Source organism: Blautia intestinihominis (assembly GCF_040096655.1).
In the GTDB taxonomy this organism is placed as follows: domain Bacteria; phylum Bacillota; class Clostridia; order Lachnospirales; family Lachnospiraceae; genus Blautia_A; species Blautia_A intestinihominis.
Map to the genome: position 1 here is coordinate 15794 of NZ_JBBMEI010000038.1, position 21335 is coordinate 37128.

20 protein-coding genes and 3 pseudogenes are annotated in these 21335 nt (G+C 45.4%); 16 read left to right on the plus strand and 7 right to left on the minus strand.

What is annotated here, in order from left to right; translation table 11 throughout:
• Positions 1-121 precede the first annotated feature (121 nt).
• The 3 genes from hcp to WMO75_RS12115 all read left to right on the plus strand — a co-directional run bounded on the left by hcp (position 122) and on the right by WMO75_RS12115 (position 3085).
• On the plus strand, positions 122-1756 hold the full coding sequence (gene hcp / locus WMO75_RS12105; protein WP_118698014.1) for a hydroxylamine reductase: 1635 nt from the start codon (positions 122-124) through the stop codon (positions 1754-1756).
• Positions 1757-1865: 109 nt separating this feature from the next.
• Entirely contained in the window at positions 1866-2630 is a 765-nt protein-coding gene (locus WMO75_RS12110) for a threonine/serine exporter family protein (RefSeq protein ID WP_118698167.1), read from the plus strand.
• A complete protein-coding gene (locus WMO75_RS12115) occupies positions 2627-3085 on the plus strand; it encodes a threonine/serine exporter family protein (protein ID WP_349078098.1) in 459 nt (152 codons plus the stop codon). The genes WMO75_RS12110 and WMO75_RS12115 overlap by 4 nt, the downstream gene beginning before the upstream one ends.
• Here the strand turns inward: WMO75_RS12115 and WMO75_RS12120 are convergent, their stop codons facing one another.
• Positions 3086-3862 (minus strand): NYN domain-containing protein, encoded by a 777-nt coding sequence (locus WMO75_RS12120; RefSeq protein WP_022214208.1) that lies wholly within the window; start codon positions 3860-3862, stop codon positions 3086-3088.
• A 162-nt stretch (positions 3863-4024) separates the two neighbouring features.
• On the opposite strand from WMO75_RS12120, the gene WMO75_RS12125 reads away from it, so the two are divergent.
• Complete coding sequence (locus WMO75_RS12125; RefSeq protein ID WP_118698016.1) at positions 4025-5194, plus strand: cation diffusion facilitator family transporter; 1170 nt, start codon at positions 4025-4027, stop codon at positions 5192-5194.
• A 214-nt stretch (positions 5195-5408) separates the two neighbouring features.
• Complete coding sequence (locus WMO75_RS12130; RefSeq protein WP_022214206.1) at positions 5409-6863, plus strand: uracil-xanthine permease family protein; 1455 nt, start codon at positions 5409-5411, stop codon at positions 6861-6863.
• Positions 6864-7108: 245 nt separating this feature from the next.
• Here the strand turns inward: WMO75_RS12130 and WMO75_RS12135 are convergent, their stop codons facing one another.
• Positions 7109-8425, minus strand: coding sequence for an MATE family efflux transporter (locus tag WMO75_RS12135; protein WP_118698017.1), 1317 nt, complete (start codon positions 8423-8425; stop codon positions 7109-7111).
• 292 nt (positions 8426-8717) lie between these two features.
• Here WMO75_RS12135 and WMO75_RS12140 point away from each other — a divergent pair, with 292 nt between their 5' ends.
• Positions 8718-9311 (plus strand): 50S ribosomal protein L25, encoded by a 594-nt coding sequence (locus WMO75_RS12140; protein WP_118698018.1) that lies wholly within the window; start codon positions 8718-8720, stop codon positions 9309-9311.
• Positions 9312-9972: 661 nt separating this feature from the next.
• Here WMO75_RS12140 and WMO75_RS12145 read toward each other — a convergent pair.
• Positions 9973-10206, minus strand: a pseudogene (locus WMO75_RS12145) ([citrate (pro-3S)-lyase] ligase); the annotation flags it as partial.
• Between the two features lie 329 nt (positions 10207-10535).
• Here WMO75_RS12145 and WMO75_RS12150 point away from each other — a divergent pair.
• The 5 genes from WMO75_RS12150 to WMO75_RS12170 all read left to right on the plus strand — a co-directional run bounded on the left by WMO75_RS12150 (position 10536) and on the right by WMO75_RS12170 (position 12968).
• Entirely contained in the window at positions 10536-10817 is a 282-nt protein-coding gene (locus tag WMO75_RS12150) for a hypothetical protein (protein ID WP_022213337.1), read from the plus strand.
• Between the two features lie 3 nt (positions 10818-10820).
• Positions 10821-11360, plus strand: coding sequence for an LOG family protein (locus tag WMO75_RS12155; protein ID WP_022213338.1), 540 nt, complete (start codon positions 10821-10823; stop codon positions 11358-11360).
• A 54-nt stretch (positions 11361-11414) separates the two neighbouring features.
• Positions 11415-11723 carry a hypothetical protein gene (locus tag WMO75_RS12160; RefSeq protein ID WP_349078099.1) on the plus strand — a complete coding sequence of 103 codons (309 nt, stop codon included), beginning with the start codon at positions 11415-11417 and terminating at the stop codon, positions 11721-11723.
• A gap of 45 nt (positions 11724-11768) precedes the next feature.
• Positions 11769-12104 (plus strand): FGGY family carbohydrate kinase, encoded by a 336-nt coding sequence (locus WMO75_RS12165; RefSeq protein ID WP_349078100.1) that lies wholly within the window; start codon positions 11769-11771, stop codon positions 12102-12104.
• A gap of 243 nt (positions 12105-12347) precedes the next feature.
• A complete protein-coding gene (locus WMO75_RS12170; protein WP_022213341.1) occupies positions 12348-12968 on the plus strand; it encodes a C39 family peptidase in 621 nt (206 codons plus the stop codon).
• A 279-nt stretch (positions 12969-13247) separates the two neighbouring features.
• Here WMO75_RS12170 and WMO75_RS12175 read toward each other — a convergent pair whose 3' ends face one another.
• The 3 genes from WMO75_RS12175 to WMO75_RS12185 form a co-directional block, all read right to left on the minus strand.
• Complete coding sequence (locus WMO75_RS12175) at positions 13248-13772, minus strand: ECF transporter S component (protein ID WP_349078101.1); 525 nt, start codon at positions 13770-13772, stop codon at positions 13248-13250.
• A gap of 102 nt (positions 13773-13874) precedes the next feature.
• Positions 13875-15005 (minus strand): pyridoxal-phosphate-dependent aminotransferase family protein, encoded by a 1131-nt coding sequence (locus WMO75_RS12180; RefSeq protein ID WP_118698024.1) that lies wholly within the window; start codon positions 15003-15005, stop codon positions 13875-13877.
• A gap of 24 nt (positions 15006-15029) precedes the next feature.
• On the minus strand, positions 15030-15590 hold the full coding sequence (locus tag WMO75_RS12185) for an ECF transporter S component (protein ID WP_022213344.1): 561 nt from the start codon (positions 15588-15590) through the stop codon (positions 15030-15032).
• A 386-nt stretch (positions 15591-15976) separates the two neighbouring features.
• Between WMO75_RS12185 and WMO75_RS12190 the strand changes: the two genes are divergently transcribed.
• The 5 genes and pseudogenes from WMO75_RS12190 (at position 15977) to WMO75_RS12210 (ending at position 20817) form a co-directional block, all read left to right on the plus strand.
• A complete protein-coding gene (locus tag WMO75_RS12190) occupies positions 15977-16891 on the plus strand; it encodes an alpha/beta hydrolase (RefSeq protein ID WP_022213345.1) in 915 nt (304 codons plus the stop codon).
• Between the two features lie 182 nt (positions 16892-17073).
• The gene (gene rsmH / locus WMO75_RS12195) at positions 17074-18129 is read left to right on the plus strand and encodes a 16S rRNA (cytosine(1402)-N(4))-methyltransferase RsmH (RefSeq protein WP_022213346.1); all 1056 of its coding nucleotides are present in this window, start codon (positions 17074-17076) and stop codon (positions 18127-18129) included.
• Positions 18130-18773: 644 nt separating this feature from the next.
• Positions 18774-18845 (plus strand): annotated as a pseudogene (locus WMO75_RS12200) (IS200/IS605 family transposase); the annotation flags it as partial.
• A gap of 72 nt (positions 18846-18917) precedes the next feature.
• Entirely contained in the window at positions 18918-20258 is a 1341-nt protein-coding gene (locus tag WMO75_RS12205; RefSeq protein WP_118698025.1) for an urease accessory protein UreH domain-containing protein, read from the plus strand.
• Positions 20259-20268: 10 nt separating this feature from the next.
• Positions 20269-20817 (plus strand): DUF2318 domain-containing protein, encoded by a 549-nt coding sequence (locus WMO75_RS12210; protein ID WP_118698026.1) that lies wholly within the window; start codon positions 20269-20271, stop codon positions 20815-20817.
• Between the two features lie 35 nt (positions 20818-20852).
• On the opposite strand, the pseudogene WMO75_RS12215 reads toward WMO75_RS12210, so the two are convergent.
• A pseudogene (locus WMO75_RS12215) lies at positions 20853-21335 on the minus strand (IS66 family transposase); the annotation flags it as partial.

Sequence of the window (21335 nt, forward strand, 5' to 3'; positions counted from 1 at the left end):
CGTCTTTTTCTTTTGTATAATTTTATATTTACGTGGTTATAACCACATATTTGTGGCGGCAGGTATATTATCCTTGATTTGTGAAGAAAATGTATATATCGACTACAAGGAGGGTCATACCATGGAAAATAAAATGTTTTGTTTTCAGTGTCAGGAAACAGCAGGCTGCACAGGATGTACGAAATCCGGCGTCTGTGGAAAGAAACCGGAAGTTGCTGCAATGCAGGATCTTCTGATCTATGTGACAAAGGGGCTTTGCGCGATCACGACAGAACTTCGTAACGAGGGAAAAGAGATCGATGACATGATCAATCATCTCGTCGTGATGAATCTTTTTACAACAATTACAAATGTAAATTTTGACAGAGAAACTATCGTAGAACGTATCAGAGAAACTCTGGATATAAAGGAAAAGTTACTTACAGAAACGGCGAATAGAGAGCAGCTTCCACAGGCGGCTGTCTGGAATGGTACAGAGACAGAGTTTGACAAAAAAGCGGCTGAAGTTGGGATCCTTTCCACAGAAAATGAGGACATCCGAAGTTTGCGGGAACTTATCACTTATGGATTAAAAGGTCTTGCCGCCTATGAAAAGCATGCGTTTGCGCTGCTGCATAATGACGAGGAACTGGATGCATTTCTGCAGAGAGCACTTGCCGCAACGCTGGACGATTCACTTACAGCCGAAGACCTTACAGCCCTTACGCTGGAAACTGGCAAGTACGGCGTTCAGGTGATGGCTCTGCTCGATAAGGCAAATACAGAAACTTACGGAAATCCGGAGATCACCAAAGTAAATATCGGTGTCAGGAATAATCCGGGAATTCTGATCTCCGGACATGATCTCCGTGATCTGGAAATGCTTCTGGAGCAGACACAGGGAACGGGCGTGGATGTCTACACACATTCAGAAATGCTCCCTGCGCATTATTATCCTGCATTCAAAAAATATCCGAATTTTGTAGGAAATTACGGAAATGCATGGTGGAAACAGAAAGAAGAGTTTGAGAGTTTCCACGGCCCGATCGTGATGACAACAAACTGCATCGTTCCACCGAAGGACAGCTACAAAGACCGCGTTTATACAACCGGTGCAGTGAGATATCCGGGATGTAAACATATCCCAGGTGCAGAAGGCGAAGAAAAAGATTTTTCCGCGGTGATCGAACATGCGAAAAAATGTGCACCGCCGCAGGAGATTGAGAGCGGCGAGATCATCGGAGGTTTTGCACACGCACAGGTATTTGCACTGGCAGATCAGATCGTGGAAGCAGTCAAGTCCGGCGCGATCCGCAAATTTGTCGTGATGGCAGGTTGTGACGGACGTGCAAATACAAGAAATTACTACACAGATTTTGCAAAAGCCCTGCCGAAAGATACGGTGATCCTGACCGCAGGCTGTGCGAAATACAAGTATAACAAACTGAACCTTGGCGATATCAACGGAATCCCGAGAGTCCTTGATGCAGGACAGTGCAACGATTCCTATTCCCTGGCAGTCATTGCCCTGAAACTCAAGGAAATCTTTGAGCTGGAAGATATCAATGAACTTCCGATCGTATACAATATCGCCTGGTATGAGCAGAAAGCCGTGATCGTGCTCCTGGCACTTCTTTCCCTCGGAGTCAAAAATATCCACCTCGGACCAACCCTTCCGGCCTTCCTTTCCCCGAATGTTGCGAAGATCCTTGTGGATAATTTCGGGATCGCCGGAATCCGTTCTGTGGAGGAGGATATGAACGATTTGATCGGCTGATAAAATAAAAACAGATTGCAAATCCACTGCATATGTTAGATAATGTGTGCAGTGGATATTTTTTGTCTGCTGATGGTATATAATATCGTAGATCAGGGATGGAATGAAGATGGAAACGGCAAAATACGACGAGAACCGGCTTTTGCATCTGCTTCTGGATATGGGAGAGATGCTACTGGCTTCGGGGGCGGAGATCAACCGTGTAGAAGATACATTGCAGAGGATCGGGCGTGCATATGGCGCTGCCAAAATGAACGTATTCGTGATCACATCGAGCATTGTGATCACAATGGAAAGAACAGACGGGGAATTGCTTACACACACCAGAAGAGTGAATTATACGGGCAGTACGGATTTTACCGCACTGGAACAGCTCAATGCACTCAGCAGGAACTGCTGTATCAACCCCATTCCGCTGGACCAGTTTCAGCGGCGGCTTCAGGAGATCGCAGAGCCGAGGGGACGATGGGATCTTTATATGGGAAGTATCCTGGCAGCAGGCAGTTTTGCTGTGTTTTTTGGCGGGACATTTGCAGATGGAGTTGTGGCGGCACTGGTGGCTGTCCTGATCTGCTTTATACAGCAAAAAGCGACGAAACTTTTTGCAAATACGATCATGTTTAACCTGTTCTGTTCTTTTGTTGTGGGAACGGTGATCTGCCTGACGGTCAAAGTCCTGCCGGTTTTGAACATGGACAAGATCATGATCGGGGATATCATGCTTCTGATCCCGGGAATTCCGGCGACAAACTCCATCAGAGACATGCTGATGGGAGATACGATCTCCGGACTGATGCGACTGATCGAGAGTATTCTGTGGGCGGGAGCTCTTGCCTGTGGATTTATGGCAGCGATTTGGATGGTGAGAGTATGAAAGATGTGATATTGCAGTTGGTTATGGCGTTTGTCGGTTCTCTGGGATTTGCCATGCTGTTCCGGCTGAGACAGTCATTGTGGGTATCGGCATCTCTGGGAGGTGTTGTCTGCTGGGGAGGTTATCTGCTGGTGATGTATTTCAGTAACGGTCAGATTTTTATTTCCGGTCTGGCGGCTTCTGCACTGGCAGCAGTCTATGCGGATTTTCTTGCAGCCAGAAAGAGAGCTCCGGTCCCGCTGTTTTTGATTCCGTCAGTTGTGCCGCTGATTCCGGGAAGTACGCTGTACTACACGATGAGTGCAGCAGTGCAGGGAAATACAGAAGAAGTGTCACACTATGGCAGTCTGACACTTCAGTATGCATTGTCCATCGCGGGTGGGATCTGTATCGTGTGGACGATCTTATCAATTTTCCGAAGATATTATGTTCTTAGAACAAACAGGTTAAAATAATCAGATACATTTGTATGCAATGATCGTTACCGTTCCTTTGCCGGGGTAACGTTTCATTGCATATTTATTTGGATAAGCTTCGATCAGATCCGGCAGTTTGAGGAAACCGTAGGTGCGGGCATCGAAATCCGGCTTTGCACGCTTGATATACTGGCCTGCGGAGCTGACATTGACATAGCGGTCGTCATCCTGGTACTTGTCCCAGGCGATGTGGAGCAGTTTGTGGATTTCTTTTAATTCTTTTGCTTTGCGGCGTTCTTCTGCACTTTCCTGGCTGCGTCTGCTGTTTCTTGTCTTTCTGGAAGAAACCGGAGCAGGCTGATGCTCCGGAGTATCTGGGTCTTTGCTCAGATTTTCGAGATAAACAAATTCATCACAGGCATTTCGGAACGGCTCCGGTGTTTTCTTCTCTCCGACGCCCATGACATAGACTCCGGACTCGTGAAGTTTGATCGCGAGCGGTGTGTAATCGCTGTCGCTGGCAACGATGACAAAAGCATCATAGATCCCGCTGTGCAGAAGATCGAGAGTGTCGATCACGAGAGCCATGTCGGTGGCGTTTTTGCCCGCAACGTAGTCAAATTGCTGTTCTGCCTTGATCGCGAGGCGTTTCAGTTCATTCTCCCAGTTCTTAAGGGAACCTTTGCGCCAGTTGCCGTACGCGCGCTTCACGACGATACGGCCGTTGGCAGAGATTTCCTGTATGACAGATTCCAGCTTGGACAGCTGGGTGTTGTCGGCATCTATGAGCATTGCTATATTTTTAAGATTTTTCATTCGATTTTTTCTCCTTGATAAAAAGCATCATTAATAAAACTATATCATTTTCAGAAAAAATTTTCCAGATTGATTACAAATTATTCTGGATTTTTGCATAGGAGTGTGCTATTATCGAGAGAATGCTGTTGATTCACGTGTAAAATTTTGGGAGGAATAGGAATGATCACGTTTTTGGCATCACTTTTTATTAAGGACAGGCGGAATTATGATTCACCGGCGGTCCGTCAGGCATATGGAGTTTTGAGCGGGGCAGTGGGAATCGGACTGAATATCCTGCTGTTTCTTGGAAAATGGATCGCAGGAACGCTCAGCGGATCGATCGCGATCACGGCGGATGCATTTAACAACCTGTCCGATGCGGGTTCATCGATCATCACATTGATCGGATTCCGGCTTTCCGGCCAGGCACCGGACCCGGAGCATCCGTTTGGACATGGAAGGATGGAGTATATTTCGGGGCTGCTGGTCTCTGTTGCGATCCTGGTTATGGGATTTGAGCTGATCAGGTCATCGTTCGGGAAACTGCGTGATCCGGAACTGATCGAGAGCAGTGCATTGGTCTTGGGAATCCTGCTTGCGTCAATCCTTGTGAAAGTCTATATGTTTTATTACAATCGTTCCCTGAGCAAAAAGCTTGACAGTGCAGCGATGAAAGCGACATCAGTGGACAGTTTGAGCGATACTGTTGCGACGACACTGGTTCTGATCGCAACCGTGATCAGTAAATATACAGGACTGATCCTGGATGGATGGTTTGGTATCCTGGTCGGGATCTTTATCGTTTATACAGGTGGTTCTACACTGAAAGAAACCATAGACCTTCTTATTGGACAGCCGCCGAAGAAGGAATTTATTGATGAGATCCGGGAGATTGTTCTGGGACATTCACTGGTCTATGGGGTGCACGATCTGATCGTCCATGATTATGGTCCGGGACGAAGAATGATCTCGCTCCACGCGGAGGTTGCTGTGGATGGGGATATCCAGGACATCCACGAGCAGATCGACCATATCGAACATGAACTTCAGGAAAAGCTGAACTGTTCCGCAACGATCCACATGGACCCGATCGTGACAGACGATAAGGAAGTTCTGGAAATGAAGGCGAAGGTGGAGGCGATGGTACAGTCTCTGGATGAAGCCTTCAGCATGCACGACTTCCGTATGGTCAAGGGGACGACCAGAACCAACCTGATCTTCGATGTGGAAGTGCCGAGAAAAACTTCCCTGACCGACAATGAGATCATGAACCGTCTGAAAGAACAGGTACATGGCCTGCCGGGAAGTAAATATTTTGCGGTGATACAGATCGATCATGAGTATTATTAAGTACGGAAAGATAAATGTACAAAATCAAGTACAAAGAAAATACCTGCAAAAAGAAATTGACAGATACAAAAAAATTGTTATAATAAACGCATCGAGAGAAAATTTTGTGCACAAGCTGCATGTATAAAGGAAATAGCAGATGACTTCGAAGGCGAAAATACCTGCTGTTTCCTTTTTTATTTGGCTCGGTAAAAAGAGAAAGAGAGGAAAGAATATGGAAACAAAAGAAAAAAACGTGGCAACGCCATATGATCTTGATGGAAAGCCCCCGCTGAAACTGGCGATTCCACTTGGACTGCAGCATGTACTTGCAATGTTTGTCGGCAACCTGACTCCACTTCTGATCATTACAGGAGTGTGCGGCATTGAATCAGGAAGCAGTATTCAGGTGGCACTCCTTCAGAATGCCATGCTGGTTGCAGGAATCGTAACACTGATCCAGGTATACACGATCGGACCGATCGGCGGAAAACTACCAATCGTCATGGGAACGAGTTCCGGTTTCATCGGTGTCTGCAGAAGTGTTGCGATTACAATGGGAAGTGGGGTTGCAGGATATGGAGCAGTCCTGGCGGCATGTTTTATAGGAGGTCTGTTTGAAACAGTACTTGGTGGATTTCTGAAACCACTCCGCAAATTTTTCCCTGCAGTTGTTACCGGTACAGTGGTACTGTCTATTGGACTTTCACTGATCTCTGTTGGTATCGGATCTTTCGGAGGCGGAAGTTCAGCAGCAGATTATGGCTCTCTGGAAAATCTGTTTGTAGGTACTTTTGTTTTGGTCGTGATCATTGCACTGAAACATGGAACAAAAGGATTTACCAGTTTTTCCTCTATTCTGATCGGTATTATTGCCGGATATATCCTGGTATCGATCATGGCAATGATCCTTCCGACAACATTTACCTATGTGGATGAAACGGGTGCCACAGTAGAGGCAACAAAGGCCTGGGTAGTGAACTGGAGCAAGGTGGCAGACGCATCCTGGTTTGCAGTTCCGAAGATTATGCCGGTCAAATGGGTATTTGACGCGAAGGCAATCGTTCCGATCTGTATTATGTTTGTAGTTACAGCAGTAGAAACAGTAGGTGATATTTCCGGTATCACAGAGGGTGGCCTTGGAAGAGAGGCTACGGACAAAGAACTTTCCGGTGGTGTTATGTGTGACGGACTGGGATCTTCTTTCGCAGCTTTGTTAGGTGTCCTTCCGAACACATCTTTCAGCCAGAATGTAGGCCTGGTCGCAATGAACAAAGTCGTAAACCGTTACAGCATTGGAATCGGTGGAATCTTCCTGATCGCATGCGGACTGTTTCCGAAACTTGCAGCACTGATCTCTATCATGCCGCAGAGCGTTCTGGGAGGAGCTGCTGTCATGATGTTTTCCTCCATCGTAGTCAGCGGAATCCAGCTTATTACCAAATGGCCTATATCACCGAGAAATGTAACGATCGTTTCGGTTGCGCTTGGCGTTGGATACGGGCTCGGTTCCAACTCCGCAGTTCTTGCACAGCTTCCGGAGAGCATCAACCTGATCTTCGGCGGCTCCGGTATTGTTCCGGCAGCGTTATTCGCAATCATCCTGAATATCGTTCTTCCGAAGGATGAAAAAACAGAGGTGGAAATGGCAGAGGAGATTCTGGCAGATAAAAAAGCGAAAGAAAAGTAAGTAAAATAAGAGAATGATAACAGGCAGGGACGAGTGGAAAAAACTCATTCCTGCCTGTTGTATATGTAGGAATGATAGTATAAAAGTAGTTCTGATGCCTGCAGGGGCAGTCTTAGAAGCTTCGTGTCTGAAGCGATTTTTCCAGTAATTACAGTACCGTGAAATCAGAATACAGGGTTTACACGTGTCTTTAACGGGAACTGCGCTCTTTTGTTTTTGTATCTGTATGGAGTTGCCAGAGGTGACTATTTTTCTTGAAATTTCATATAAGCGAGGCCGGTAATATCGGCAAACACCCATCCGATCGGGATCGCCATCCAGATGCCGGTTTCTCCGATATATGCAGACAGGATATACGCCAGAGCTACACGTGTTCCGAGAGATATCACAGTCAGGATGACGGACATGCCCGGTTTCTTGACTGCACGATAGTAACCATACAGCAAAAACAGACAGCCGATTCCGCAGTAAAAAGCCCCCTCGATCCGGAGATAACGCACACCGGAAGCAATAACTGCAGTTTCCTTCGCACTGACAAAGATCCGCATCAGCGGTGCGGCAAAAATACATACCACCGCCGAGATCACAATACAGAAAAGAAAACTGATCAGGAATGATTCCCTTGTTCCCTTGCGGATTCGATCTTTTTTGCCTGCACCGTAATTCTGTGCGATAAAGGTAGAATATGCATTGCCGAAATCCTGTACCGGAAGATACGCAAACGTATCAATTTTGACAGCAGCAGCAAAAGCAGCCATAATGACCGGTCCGAAGCTATTTACCAGTCCCTGCACCATCAGGATACCAAAGTTCATGACAGACTGCTGGACGCAGGTCATAGAAGACAGATTTCCAATCTCACCAAGGATCTGGCGGTTGAATTGTAGATCCTCTCTGGAAGGAAGCAGATCACGGCATTTCAGCAGTACATAGAGCGTAATGCCGATGCCTGAAACATACTGTGCGATCACCGTTGCCAGTGCGGCACCACGGATACCCCATGGGAGTACAGCCACGAACAAAAGATCCAGTCCGATATTCAGGACAGCAGAGACCGCAAGAAATACCAGCGGAATCGTGGAATTCCCAAGTGCACGGAGCAGACAGGAAAAGTAATTGTACAGTGAAGTGGCAATGATACCCGCAAATATCACAAGCAGATAAGCTTTCATGCCATCCCATACCTCGTCAGGTACACGCAGGAAATGCAGGATCGGATCAATTCCTATGTACACCAGGACATTCAAAAGCACTGTGACAGCCATGATCAGTGCAAAAGCATGTACGATCGCATTGCGCAGAGAATCCTGATCGTTTTTTCCCTTATAAATAGAAAAAAGAGCCCCCGATCCCATACTGAGTCCCAGAAAGATAGAAGTCAGAAAAGTCATCAGAGTATAAGCAGATCCCACCGCCGCCAGCGCATTGCTTCCAAGCACACGCCCGACGATCAGCGTATCCGCAATATTATAGAACTGCTGCAGAAGATTGCCGGCCATCATAGGTAGCGCAAACAGCAGCAGTGAGCGGGAGATTTTCCCCTCGGTCAAGTCATGATACATTTTTAGTTACCTCATCCTAATAAATTTTTATATATTATAGCATGTTAAAAAACAGACTTCCATAGACGGAAGTTCGATATTAGTAATAAAAAAGTCAGAGAATTCATGCCCGTGTATACAACTTTAAAATATTAACAAAAATAAGAACTAAATAAAATAATATTTGGTTAATCTGTTTTGGCACTCAGTGCTATACTTCTAACCGTAAAAAGTAAACAGAACTTAACAAAACCTCCTTTCACAAAACAAAGTTGAAGGCTGCTAAGCATCAGATTTTTGGAGGAAAAGACAAATGAATACTTTAAAAGCTGAAAAAAGAAGCATGGACGTTAAGGCAAAAAGACTGAGAAGAGAAGGATACGTTACAGGTAATGTATTTGGTCGTGAGATCGAAGGTTCCATTCCAGTAAAAATGCTGAAGACCGAGGTTGACAAACTGTTAAAGACTGACCACAAAGGAAGCCAGGTTATGCTGGATGTAGAAGGTCAGACATACGACGCACTGATCAAAGAGGTTGACTTCAACCCACTGGCAGGCAGAGTAGATGAGATTGATTTCCAGGCACTGGTAAGCAATGAAAAAGTACATTCTGTTGCTGAGATCGTGATCGTAAACCACGATAAAGTAGCAGAGGGTGTTCTCCAGGAGAACATGGAAGAGGTGAACTACAGAGCTTATCCGTCAGCACTGGTTGACAAAGTAGAAGTAGATGTAGCTGGACTCAAAGTTGGCGATACCATCCGTGTCAAGGATCTGAGCCTTGCAAAAGATAAAGACATCGATATCAAAGATGATCCGGAAGCTGTTGTATTGACCGTTGTAACTGTCCACAACGGAGCTGTTCCGGAGACTGTAACACCTGAGGAAGAAACAGAAGAAGCGTAATGGGGACTGCCCAAACGCCCGCCAGTTTGGCAGCTGAAAACCCTGAGGGGGGGGGCGATCTCATAGTTGCGAAGGTCGAATGTCCCCCTCAGACACCCCCTTTTTGGTCACGCTTGGCTCATCAAGACAGAACAGTGTTGACGCCAACTGTGTAGGGCTGTTTCGCTGGCGCGAAAGGCGCGGCAACTTGAGTTGGTAATAGCTGTACTTCCCGCGAGCACGCCGAAGGCGTGGCGTCGACGGGCTAGTAGTATGATAAAATAACAGGATATCTTCTCCATGCGAAAGAGAAGATATCCTGTTATTTTTATGTCACGAAATCTATAGCTTAAGAAAACTAAGACTCAAGGAGCACCAGCGCAAGTCTGAGCTCCATTCATACGAAAGCCTTCCGACCTGAAACACCAGGAGAATTTTTCAAAGGGCACTACACAAGACAAAATTTCCGTCAAACACCCAGCCCAGGGGTTGTCAGGGGACTGGCCAAGTCCCTTGACGGTTTTCTTATATCCCAATATAAACAAAAGCCCCCAGGGCATTTGCCCTGCTAAAAAATGTCAATATAAATTGACGGGATTCTGGGAATTCCCCAGAATTTCCTCTATTCTATCCTGCCTCTCCGCAACCGTATGCCTCCGCGCCCGCGCACACTCCTGCGCCTGACAATCGAATTCATCAGTCCCTCGCCCTGGTGTTCATGGCTGACCGCCATACACCGAAGCGTATTTCCAAAACAGCTTCCTGTTGCGATCAGATTCATTTCATCATCATACATCCCACAGGTATAATCAAGATTCCCATCCCTTCGGATTCCTTCCGACGTAAGTAGTTCGTCTACCAGACGGTTGCCGCGCTTATCTGATGCGGTGATTTGTGTTATAAAATAATCGGACATAAAACTCTCCATTCCGCCGCCTTCCACCGCGGCATAAATACTATATTAATCTTATAACAGCCGCCGAAAGATGTAAAGAAAAAAGCAATTCGTAAATGGAATGAGGATATAGTTGCTGTGAACAGTAACACCGATTACTTATACGGGATGTGTGTTGTTCTGAAAGTTATTGAATTACATAAGGAAGATGTGGTATCTTATATTCAGACAACACCACAGAATCAGAAAAGTAGTGCAGACATATACGCTGGTGTATGTCTGCATTTTGCATTTGTATTGCATATAAAGGAAGTGCTGTGGCACATCCATTGATCAAAGGAGGAAACATCATGGAAATTACAGAAATGCTAGACGAACTAAAAAGCAAAGCCCGCCGCGACGAAAACCTTCGGGCAGAGCTTCTGGAAACACGTAAGGATGCACAGCCGCTCAGCGCATTCTGCCAGAAATGCCGTGAACTGGGCTACGAGATCTATGACATGGACCTCATCACCGCCGGAGAAGAATTTTATGCCACCATGCGCAGAAGCACCAATGGCGGCGGGGAAAATTCTCCGATGCTGGAAGGTGAAGATGATTTTTACGAGTTATTTTTCGCGGGATTGGAGTAAATTATGAACATATGCATCTATGGAGCCTCCAGCGCAGAACTGGAGCAGATCTATTATGAAAAAACAGAAGAACTTGGCAAAATGATGGCAAAGCGGGGGCATGGCCTTGTGTTTGGCGGCGGAGCGACCGGAATGATGGGAGCAGCAGCCAGAGGCGTTGATTCCGAAGACGGTTATATTCTCGGCATTGCTCCACGTTTCTTCGACAAGCCGGGAGTTCTCTATGAGAACTGCAGCGAATTTATTTTTACAGAAACCATGCGCGAGCGCAAGAAACTCCTTGAGGAACGTTCAGACGCAACGATCGTAACACCAGGCGGGATCGGAACTTATGAAGAGTTTTTTGAGATCCTGACACTCAAAAGTCTGCACAGGCTGGACCGTCCGATCGTCCTTTACAATATCAATGGCTATTACGATGGAATGAAGGCACTTCTTCAGCATACCGCAGACGAGAAATTTATGGATGCTTCCAATATGGAACTTTGTGCATTCATGGACGATCCGGAGCAGATCCTGGCATACATAGAAAACTATAAATAACTGCTCCATAGAAAGAAAACCATGTAAATAAAAAAATCACAGGAAGAACATCGTATGAACAAAAGAATTGTTTCCATGATCCGGAAATTGAGCAAAACGGAACAGGAAATAAGCCTCACAGAGCTGGCAGAGGAATTCCAGATCTCCCAGCGGACCGAGAGCGACCGGCGCGTTTTTCTCCTGAGTCTGGTCAATTATAACCCTGATGCCGCCAGAGAAGATGTGGTACAGAAGCAGATTGCCGTCGATGAAGAACGCAATGCCCTTCTTGGCAAGATCCTCTATGAACAGGAGCACGCACACGAATGTTTCCTGAGTGATTCATCTTTCCGCAAGATCCAGTTTTTAACGTATATTCCGTAAAGAAACAGAAAAAAGGATCTATGACCAGAGAAGGAGAAAAAGCTCATGACGAAACAGTATTTATTGGGGATTGATATAGGAACAAGTGCATGTAAAGTTGCGTTATTTGGAAAAGACGGCAAAGTAGAAGCGGCAGTTTCAGAAGGTTATCCGGTGTACTACCCACACCCGGGCTGGGCAGAACAGAATCCGGATGAATGGTGGGAGGCTGTGTGCAAGGCTATCTGGACAGTGATCAGTTCCAGCGGTGTTTCACCGGATGATATCGCAGGAATCGGCATTGACGGACAGAGCTGGTCTGCTATTGCAATCGATGAAGAAGTTAAGAAATACGTCATGCAGAAGATCATGGTCGCAGGAAGCAACGGAAAAGCGAAGTGATAGTGTAAAATTATTATACTGTTTACGGGTAATATCCCGCGAGGTGTTTTGCCATATATATGGCAAAATCCCGAGACATACGGGGAAAAATGCTATCACCGAAGGTGATTTGGAATGCATTTTGACCAAGTTGCTGTGAATAAAGTGAACAGCAACACAATCATCACTCTCATTGGTTTACAAAAGCAGCGGTTTGGTATAAACTGGTTGCATTGAAACTTTACCGAAGAGAGGGATTTTATTATGAAAAATCCATTACATTACCAGTTATCTGAATACGATTGCGGGCCGACATCCATGATGAATGCGATCGCCTATTTATTTGAACGGGAGGAAATCCCGCCGGAGGCGATCCGAAATACCATGCTCTACTGCCTGGACTGCCACAGCAAGGAAGGTATCCCGGGGAAAAGGGGAACATCCAGAGCCGCGATGATGTTCCTGAGCAACTGGCTAAATGAGTACGGAGAGCTTGGAATCATGTCCGTGAGCAGTGAATACCTGTCTGGACGAAGCGTGTACATAAGTGAGGAGAGCCGCATCAATCATGCACTGAACCACGGCGGCGTGGCAGTTGTCCGTCTGTATCTGGACGAAGAGCACTATGTCCTGATGACCGGAGTGGAGAATGGAAATATCCTTCTTTTTGATCCGTATTACTGGGATGAATCCTATGAGCAGAAAGACATCCTGATCGACAAAGATCATCCAAGAGCTTACAACCGTATTGTTCCATTCAAATACTTTAACCAGGAAAATAAAGAAATCTATTCCCTCGGTCCATTGGAAGAGCGGGAAGCAGTCCTCATCTATAACGAAAAGACCAGAACCGTACCGGAGGAAGTCATCGAGTACTTTATCTGATCGCAATATAAAAAGGATTTCAATTCCATGAAGATGCCAAGAGCATCAAAGCATGGAACTAAAATCCACAAAATAGTAGATAAAGTTTAAGTTAATTGTTAACAGGCATCGAGACAGATGAGAAATCTGTTCCTCGATGCCTGTTGCATATGCTATATTAAATGACTGGCATCGATTATACGTTAACCTCGATTTCCCGATGCACAATACAGCCATTTAATTGGATTATCAGCATCGATTCATACAAATAATGCTTTTTCGATGCCGAAATTTGCATTTTTACCGTGTCGCAACAGTCATCTGACGTACATTCGGGATGGAGATCAGGATCGGATAGAGGATGCAGGAAATAACAAGTCCGCCGATACCCTGGATGATGTTTGCCGGGATGCTGGCAGCAGCACCTGCACCGTAGATGAAGTATTCACATACGAAATATCCACCTGCAACAAGGATGATGTCTGTAACACCGCCGAGAACGACTGCAACGTAACGGCTCTTCTGAGTTTTGCCGATTTTCTGATACAGATGTCCGGCAACCAGTGCAACCAGTCCTTTGATCACGAAAGTGATCGGTACATAAACGAAATATCCGCCGATCAGGTCAGAAAGTGTAGAACCAATGCCGCCTGCAAAAAATCCCCATACAGGTCCAAGGATCACACCGGAAAGGATGACGATGGCATCACCCGGATGGATGTATCCGCCTGTTCCCGGAGTTGGGATACGGATGGACATGGTTGCCACACAGGAAAGTGCTGCAAATAAAGCAGCGAGGATTAATTTTTTCAGGTTGTTATTCATAGTAAAAGTGCCTCTTTTCTTTCAGTTCTTTACAGAACATTTTGTAAAACAGAATCTCTAATTTCATATTGTTTCTATCAATATCCGTGTTTCAGATGCTCTTTATTTCATGCTGTCGCAGAAAATTTCCTCCATGCTTGCTTTAAGCGGAACACCGAGTTTGGCAAGAGTTCCGTCCAATGCGGCAAAAACCTCACGGACATTGTAAAAATCAGCATTATTTCCCATATGTCCAATGCGGATGACTTTGCCTGCAAGTACATCAAAAGAACCTGCAAGCATGATATTGTAATCTTTTTTGATACCATCGAGAATGGCGGCTGCAGTAGTTCCTTCCGGTACTTCAAATACAGTCACTGTACTGGAAAATCCACTCTTAAGATAAAGGGAAAGTCCAGCTTCGGTGATCGCCTTGCGGGAAGCCTCAGCGATCTTTTCGTGTCGTGCGAGGATATCCGGGTCAGCGGCGATATTGTCGATCGCTGCGCGAAGTCCGTAGATATCACTGATCGGCATGGTGTACGGGAACCACTTTTCTTCATAATAATGTGCAAAAGTGGTCAGGTTTGCATAGAAAGACGCAATCGGTGTCTTGCGCTCTGTCATGGCTTTCTTTGCATCGTCACTGATGACTACGAAAGTAAGTCCTGGAGGTGCGGAGACGACCTTCTGGGAACCGCCGCACATGATGTCAATCTGCCAGTCGGAGATGCGCATCGGCTCACCGAAGGATGCAGATACGGAATCGACAACAGTCATGATGCCATATTTCTTGAGAAGCGGACAGATTGCGGAAACATCATTCAGCATACCACTTGGTGTGTCGCCGTGGACAACGGTTGCATATTTGTAATCGTGATGTTCTTTGAGGAAAGCTTCAAGTTCCTGCACATCGAGAGTTTCGCGGTAATCTCTGGAATAGAGTTCCGGACATCCGCCGTACATGGAAACGAAATCAGCAAATCCCCTGCCATAGATACCGTTATCCAGTACGAGGACACGGTCACCAGGTTCCGTCATGGAAGCACAGGCAGCCTCCAGACCGAGGATTCCCTCTCCGCCGAGGATAAGAGTTTCGTTGTCGGTGTGGAGAAGGCGGCTGATCTCTTCACAGGTTTCTTTGTAAAATTCTACAAAGCTCTCATCGAGATCAGGGTTTGTACATTCTCTGCTGCGGGCGAGACGCACGTTTTCGGCAACCTGCGTCGGACCCGGTGTCATAATTTTATACATAAGATCAAGTCCTTTTTCTTTTTATTATTTTTTTAAACCTGTTCTTTTAGCGGCAACATTCAGTGGTGCAATCACGATAAGTGTGATGACTGCTGCAACACCGATCTGTACCAGGTTTCCAGGAATAGAAGTAACAGGTGAGAACGGGTTTCCGTAAATAACAACTTCTGCGATGTAGTATCCAACAACTTTGATCACACAGGCTGCTGCGATTGCAATCACATACCATTTGAAGTTCTGGTGTTTTTCGTCTTCAGTAAGTTTTCCTACAGTGAATCCCATCAGAGCAACGATTACGAAAGTAAATGGGGCCCATAAAGTCCATCCGGAAAGCAGGTCAAACAGTCCCATTCCAACACCGCCAGCGATCGCACCGGTCTTCTTGCCAAAGATGATCGCGCCGATGAACAGCGGAACGTTGCCGAGATGGATGAGTCCTCCGTTTGCTGCGATCGGAAGACGAACGTTGATGAATGCTGTAAAGATGTAAGTAAGTGCTACAAAGATTGCTGTTACAGTAAGAAACTGAACGGAAGAAGTAAACTCCCTGTCGTTTGCTGCTGTCTGTACATTTGTGTTTGCCATGATAATTGTTCCTTTCCCGGAAGGTAAGAGTACTTGAAGTGTTACTGTATAGTTTTTCTCAGTAACGGAAACTTACTTAACCTTCCTTTTTCCTATGTTTTTTAATTGGGTATACTTTACAACAGAACTGTACATGAATAAAGAGGCAATTTAAAGAAAAAATAAGGGGACAGTTTGTGGACCTGCTCTATACTTGCTCTTCTACGGGGCACTTTTGACCTGAAAATTTGGTGGCATAATTTGACGTTGATTATTTTGAGGTCATTGGGGGACACTGCTGGTCAGTAGATTTATAGTTGTGATGAGCAGGACGACATGGTATGATAATCTAAAATCAGAAATATGAAATAATGTATAAATAAGAATAGACATACGGGAGGAAAAACGTGAAAAAAATACTGTCCCCGATGGAAAAAATGCGATTCCCGGAAAGTGAGGAACTTCCGGAGGGAGTGAAAGAAATAGAAGTAAAGGACACCTTCGGATACTGCACAGAACTTTATCCGGATGTAGAATATGCAGAGCACAGCGGAAAGAAACTTCACCTTCAGATCATGACACCGCTGGTCTACGGACAGGATCTGAAGTGGCCGCTGATCGTATATGTGCAGGGATCTTCCTGGCATAAGCAGAAATTGTTTCAGAGCCTTCCGACACTGGTGCGGATGTGTGAAAGAGGATATGCCGTGGCGATCGTGGAGCACAGAGAAAGTGAGCTTGCACCGTTTCCGGCTCAGGTAATAGACACCAAAGCAGCCATTCGTTTCCTGCGGATGAATGGAGCTCATTATGGGATTGATGCGAGTAAGGTGGCACTCTGGGGTGATTCCAGCGGAGCGCATACTGCCCTGATGGCAGGAATTACCGGAGATGCAGAATATCTTCCGGAAAAATATCCGCAGACAACAACCGAAGTAGATTGTATCATAGACTGGTTCGGACCGACCGATCTTGTGGCAGCGTCACAGTATCCGTCTGCGATCGATCATGATTCCGCAGACAGTCCGTCAGGAGTATTGATCGGTGGAAAAGCACTTCACGATCATCCAGAGGATGCTTACCCGGCAAATCCCGTGGTACATCTGCGCCGCAATCGTAAGACACCGCCAATCCTTATTATGCATGGCGGCAGCGACCCGCTGGTTCCGTTTAATCAGTCCTGCATTTTATATGAGGCATTGAAACGAATGGATAAGGAAGTGGAATTTGTCAAATTTAAGAATGCCGGACATGGATGGGGCGGCTTTATGAGTGAGACAGCACTTGATATAGTAGAAAAGTTTATAACTGTAGACAGGTAATATTCCCTGAGGTGTTTGTCATGAAGATGACAAAATCCCGGGACATACGGGGCAAAACGCTGCCATCGAAGGTGAGTTGGAATGCATTTTGTCCAAGTTGCTGTGAACGGAGTGAACAGTAACAAAATTTATAAAAGAAAAAATGTAATCTTCAATAAAAATACAAAGACAGGGAGAACGATATGGGACAGGAAACACAGACACCACACAAACGAAGAGTACGATACAAAGGAAAATATCCACGCAAATTCGAGGAGAAGTATAAAGAACTGAATCCAGAGAAATACAAAGACACGATCGAGCATGTCATCAGCAAAGGAAACACACCTGCGGGAATGCACATTTCGATCATGGTAAACGAAATCCTTGATTTCCTCAAGATCCAGCCAGGTGAGACCGGATTTGATGCGACACTTGGATATGGCGGTCATACAAAAGCAATGATGGAGTGCCTGCATGGAGAAGGACATATGTACGCGACGGACGTAGATCCGGAAGAATCAGCAAAAACCCGCAAACGTCTTGCTGACCAGGGCTTCGGTGAGGATATCCTGACAGTGAAGCTTCAGAATTTCTGCACGATTGATGAGATTGCAAAGGAAGCAGGAGGGTTTGACTTCATTCTTGCTGACCTTGGTGTATCTTCCATGCAGATCGACAACCCGAAGCGCGGCTTTTCCTTCCGTGCAGACGGACCGTTGGATCTTCGACTGAATCAGGAAAAAGGAATCAGCGCAGCCGAGCGGCTGGACAAGATCAGCCGTGACGAGCTTGCTGGAATGCTGTATGAGAATTCCGACGAGCCGTACTGCGAAGAAATCGCAAAAGCCATCACCGATGAGATCCGCAAGGGAAAACGTGTGGATACTACGACGAAATTACGCGAGATCATAGAGAAGACTTTGGATTTCCTTCCGGAAAAAGAAAAGAAAGATACCATCCGGAAGACCTGCCAGCGAGTTTTTCAGGCATTGCGGATCGATGTGAATCGTGAATTTGAAGTTCTCTACGAATTCATGGAAAAACTTCCAGATGCCCTCAAACCAGGCGGACGCGTGGCAATCCTGACTTTCCACTCCGGCGAGGACAAACTGGTCAAGAAAGCCCTCAAAGCCGGATACAAAGCAGGAATCTATTCCGACTACGCCAAAGATGTCATCCGTCCATCCGCCCAGGAATGCGCCCAGAATGGCCGCGCCCGCTCCACAAAGATGCGCTGGGCAATAAAAGCAGAATAAAGAAGACAGAGGAATGGTCTGCCAGATAGAAAGTTGTGATCAGACTATCCCCAAAATGATTTCAAAATGACCTTCTAAGAAATAAGTACAGGTGAAGTCATCTCAAAATAGGACTCAAAATGACCTGTGAGATAGTAAGTTTGAATTTGGTCATCTGCAATTCAGTTAATTAGATGACTTAATATATAGTAATTGAAATTTGAGCCATAAAATTAGCTTGAAAAGGATGGTCTAATTGAAAGTTAGAGAGAAAAGAGTCATCTGAGATACGAAAAAAGGATGGTTTGATTTATACTTTCGTGGGAATAGGCCATTTGTATGGGAAATGTATACGGGAAAAATGAAGATTCTGTGAAATGCTTTTCAAAAGCATTGACAGCGAAGTGAATAATTATTACAATAAACATATCATAAAAGTATGTTAAATAAGACTGTTACAGTAGAACTAAGATCTATTGTGACAGTCTTTTGTTTGTTAGGGCAAAGCCCGATTTTGCATTGTGGAGTTTTTCGTGATCCGAAAAACGAAACTTTGAAAAACAAATAAACCACTTGCTGTGCTGGTGGTTGAAGTTGCTTCAGCTTACAGTATTATAATAATGATAGGTTCGCCAACCGCATTATTTAACAGAGGAGGTATCCATATGAATAGTAATAGTTTATCACATACAAAATGGAATTGTAAGTATCATATTGTTTTTGCACCAAAATTAAGAGAAGTTTATTCAAATTGAGGCGTTATTGCAAATAAAGATGACAGTAATGCAGCAGCAGAAAGGAAACAAATTATGAAACACGAGAAACTATACATCAATGGCATGACCTGTATTAACTGTCAAACCAGAATAGCATCAGCATTAAATAGTCGAAGTGGAATCACAGAAGTTTCTGTCAGTTATGAAACCGGTACGGCAGAATTTTCCTATGACCCGGAGATGGTCTCACTGGATCAGATCATAACAATGATAGGTGACTTAGGCTACGAGGCATCGGCACAGAATACTTCCAAAAAGAAAGTCATCCTGAAGGCTGTGCGGGAAATCATGATCATTGTGGTGCTGTTTTTCCTGCTGCAGAGATGCGGGATTCTGAACCGGCTTGTGCCGAATTCTCTGGCGGATAGCGAGATGGGGTATGGGATGTTGTTTGTGATCGGACTGATCACTTCCGTTCATTGTATTGCTATGTGCGGCGGAATCAACTTGTCGCAGACACTACAGAAAGATACGTCGACAGAAATCTCAAAGGTCATGTTCCGTAATACTCTGGAATATAACATCGGACGTGTGGTTTCCTATACAGTGATCGGCGGCGTGCTTGGAGCAGTCGGAGCTTTGGCAGGAATCGGCAGTAGTTTACAGACATCTACACTTTTTCAGGGAATACTTAAATTATTCGCAGGGATTATCATGGTAGTCATGGGTGTAAATATGCTTGGGATTTTTCCGGGACTTAGAAGGTTGGCGGTACACATTCCGAACTTCAATAAAAAAACAAAACAAAAATCAGGCAAAAAACCCAGAACTCCATTTTTCATCGGGCTCTGTAATGGTCTCATGCCGTGCGGGCCGCTGCAGTCCATGCAGGTTGTTGCCCTGGTATCTGGAAATCCGCTGGCGGGAGCTTTGTCCATGCTCTGTTTCAGCCTGGGAACTGTTCCACTGATGCTTGGATTCGGTTCCGCAGTATCCATGCTTGGAAAACGATTCACAAGGCAGGTTCTGAAAGCCGGCGCAATTCTGGTAGTGGTCATGGGCCTCTCTATGATGGTGCAGGGCGGTACATTATCAGGTCTGAACAGTAAAGTTACAGGCACACTTATGGCAGAAAATACAGACGTTGATAAGAAAAATACAGATGAGACACAGTACATCACCAGTACCTTACAGTCTGGCAGGAGCTATCCGGACATTACGGTCAAGGCAGGCGAGCCTGTAAAGTGGACTGTCGAGGCCCCGGATGGAAGTGTCAACGGATGCAATTATAAAATCATCCAGCAGGATCTGGGAATAGAATATGCTTTTGATGAGGGCGAAAATGTAATCGAATTCACACCAGAAAAAGCAGGTACTTACACTTACACTTGCTGGATGGGGATGATCACAGGAAAGATTTATGTAGAAAGTTGAGGAAGAAACAATGAAAAGATTTATGATAACAGCAGCAATGGCAGCCATGTTAATGACAACAGCGACAGCGTATGGAAAGGTAGAAAATGTAATGGCAGCAGCTTCCAGCACAACAAAGACAACAGAGAAAAAAGCATCAAAAGCAACCGACGATAAAGAAGATAAAAAAGAAACAACCAAAATAGAAAAAGGCGACAGTCTGACCATTAAAACAGATGACTTATCTGAAGATGCAGCATTTTATCCAATCGAAGTGGACGGAACAGAGATGGAAGTGATCGCGGTAAAAGATGCAGAAGAAATCGTTCGTACTGCATTCAATACCTGCCAGATTTGTTATGATTCGGGCAATGGCTACTACAAGCAGGAAGGAGACAAACTGGTCTGCCAGAACTGCGGTAATTCTTTTGCGATGGATCAGGTCGGAGAAACAGCAGGAGGATGCAATCCATATCCGATCCTGGATGATGATAAAACAGCAACAGAGGATGAAATACAGATTTCCTATGAGTTCCTGAAAGAATCCTCGGATATTTTTGCAAACTGGAAAAGAAAATAGATACTACTTGCTAACTGGCGGTTACTGTTCAAGGGCATGACGGGGGAAAGCAGCATATCTGCACAGGCAGTCCTGCGTTCAGGCACAGTTTTTAAAGCAAACTCCCTGCTGGGCTTACTTACCATCCCCTTGGAGATATTCAGTTTCCCGCCTGTCAGGTCTGACAGGAACCTCCTGCTCTTGTCAATGGAAACACAGCAGTCATTGTTCAAAAGGAACAGGAATGCCCGGATACTCCCATCATAATTCACTTCATCTACAACTCCGGCTGGAAATGCAGCGTGCACCCGTTCGCCTGTCTTCGTGTTATAGTAAACATCTGCATGATATTCCCTTATATTTAGGTACACCTGGAATCCTGCCATCTGTTTTATGATTGTTCTTCCGGTCTTTTTGAAATCACTGTCTTCCAGGACTTTTTCAGGTGCAGGAAGAAGGATGACCGGCTGTGTGGGTTCCTGTTTTTTTCTGCGGTGGCCGGGATGCCCCGGCTGACCGCCCGGTTTCCGTCCTGTTTT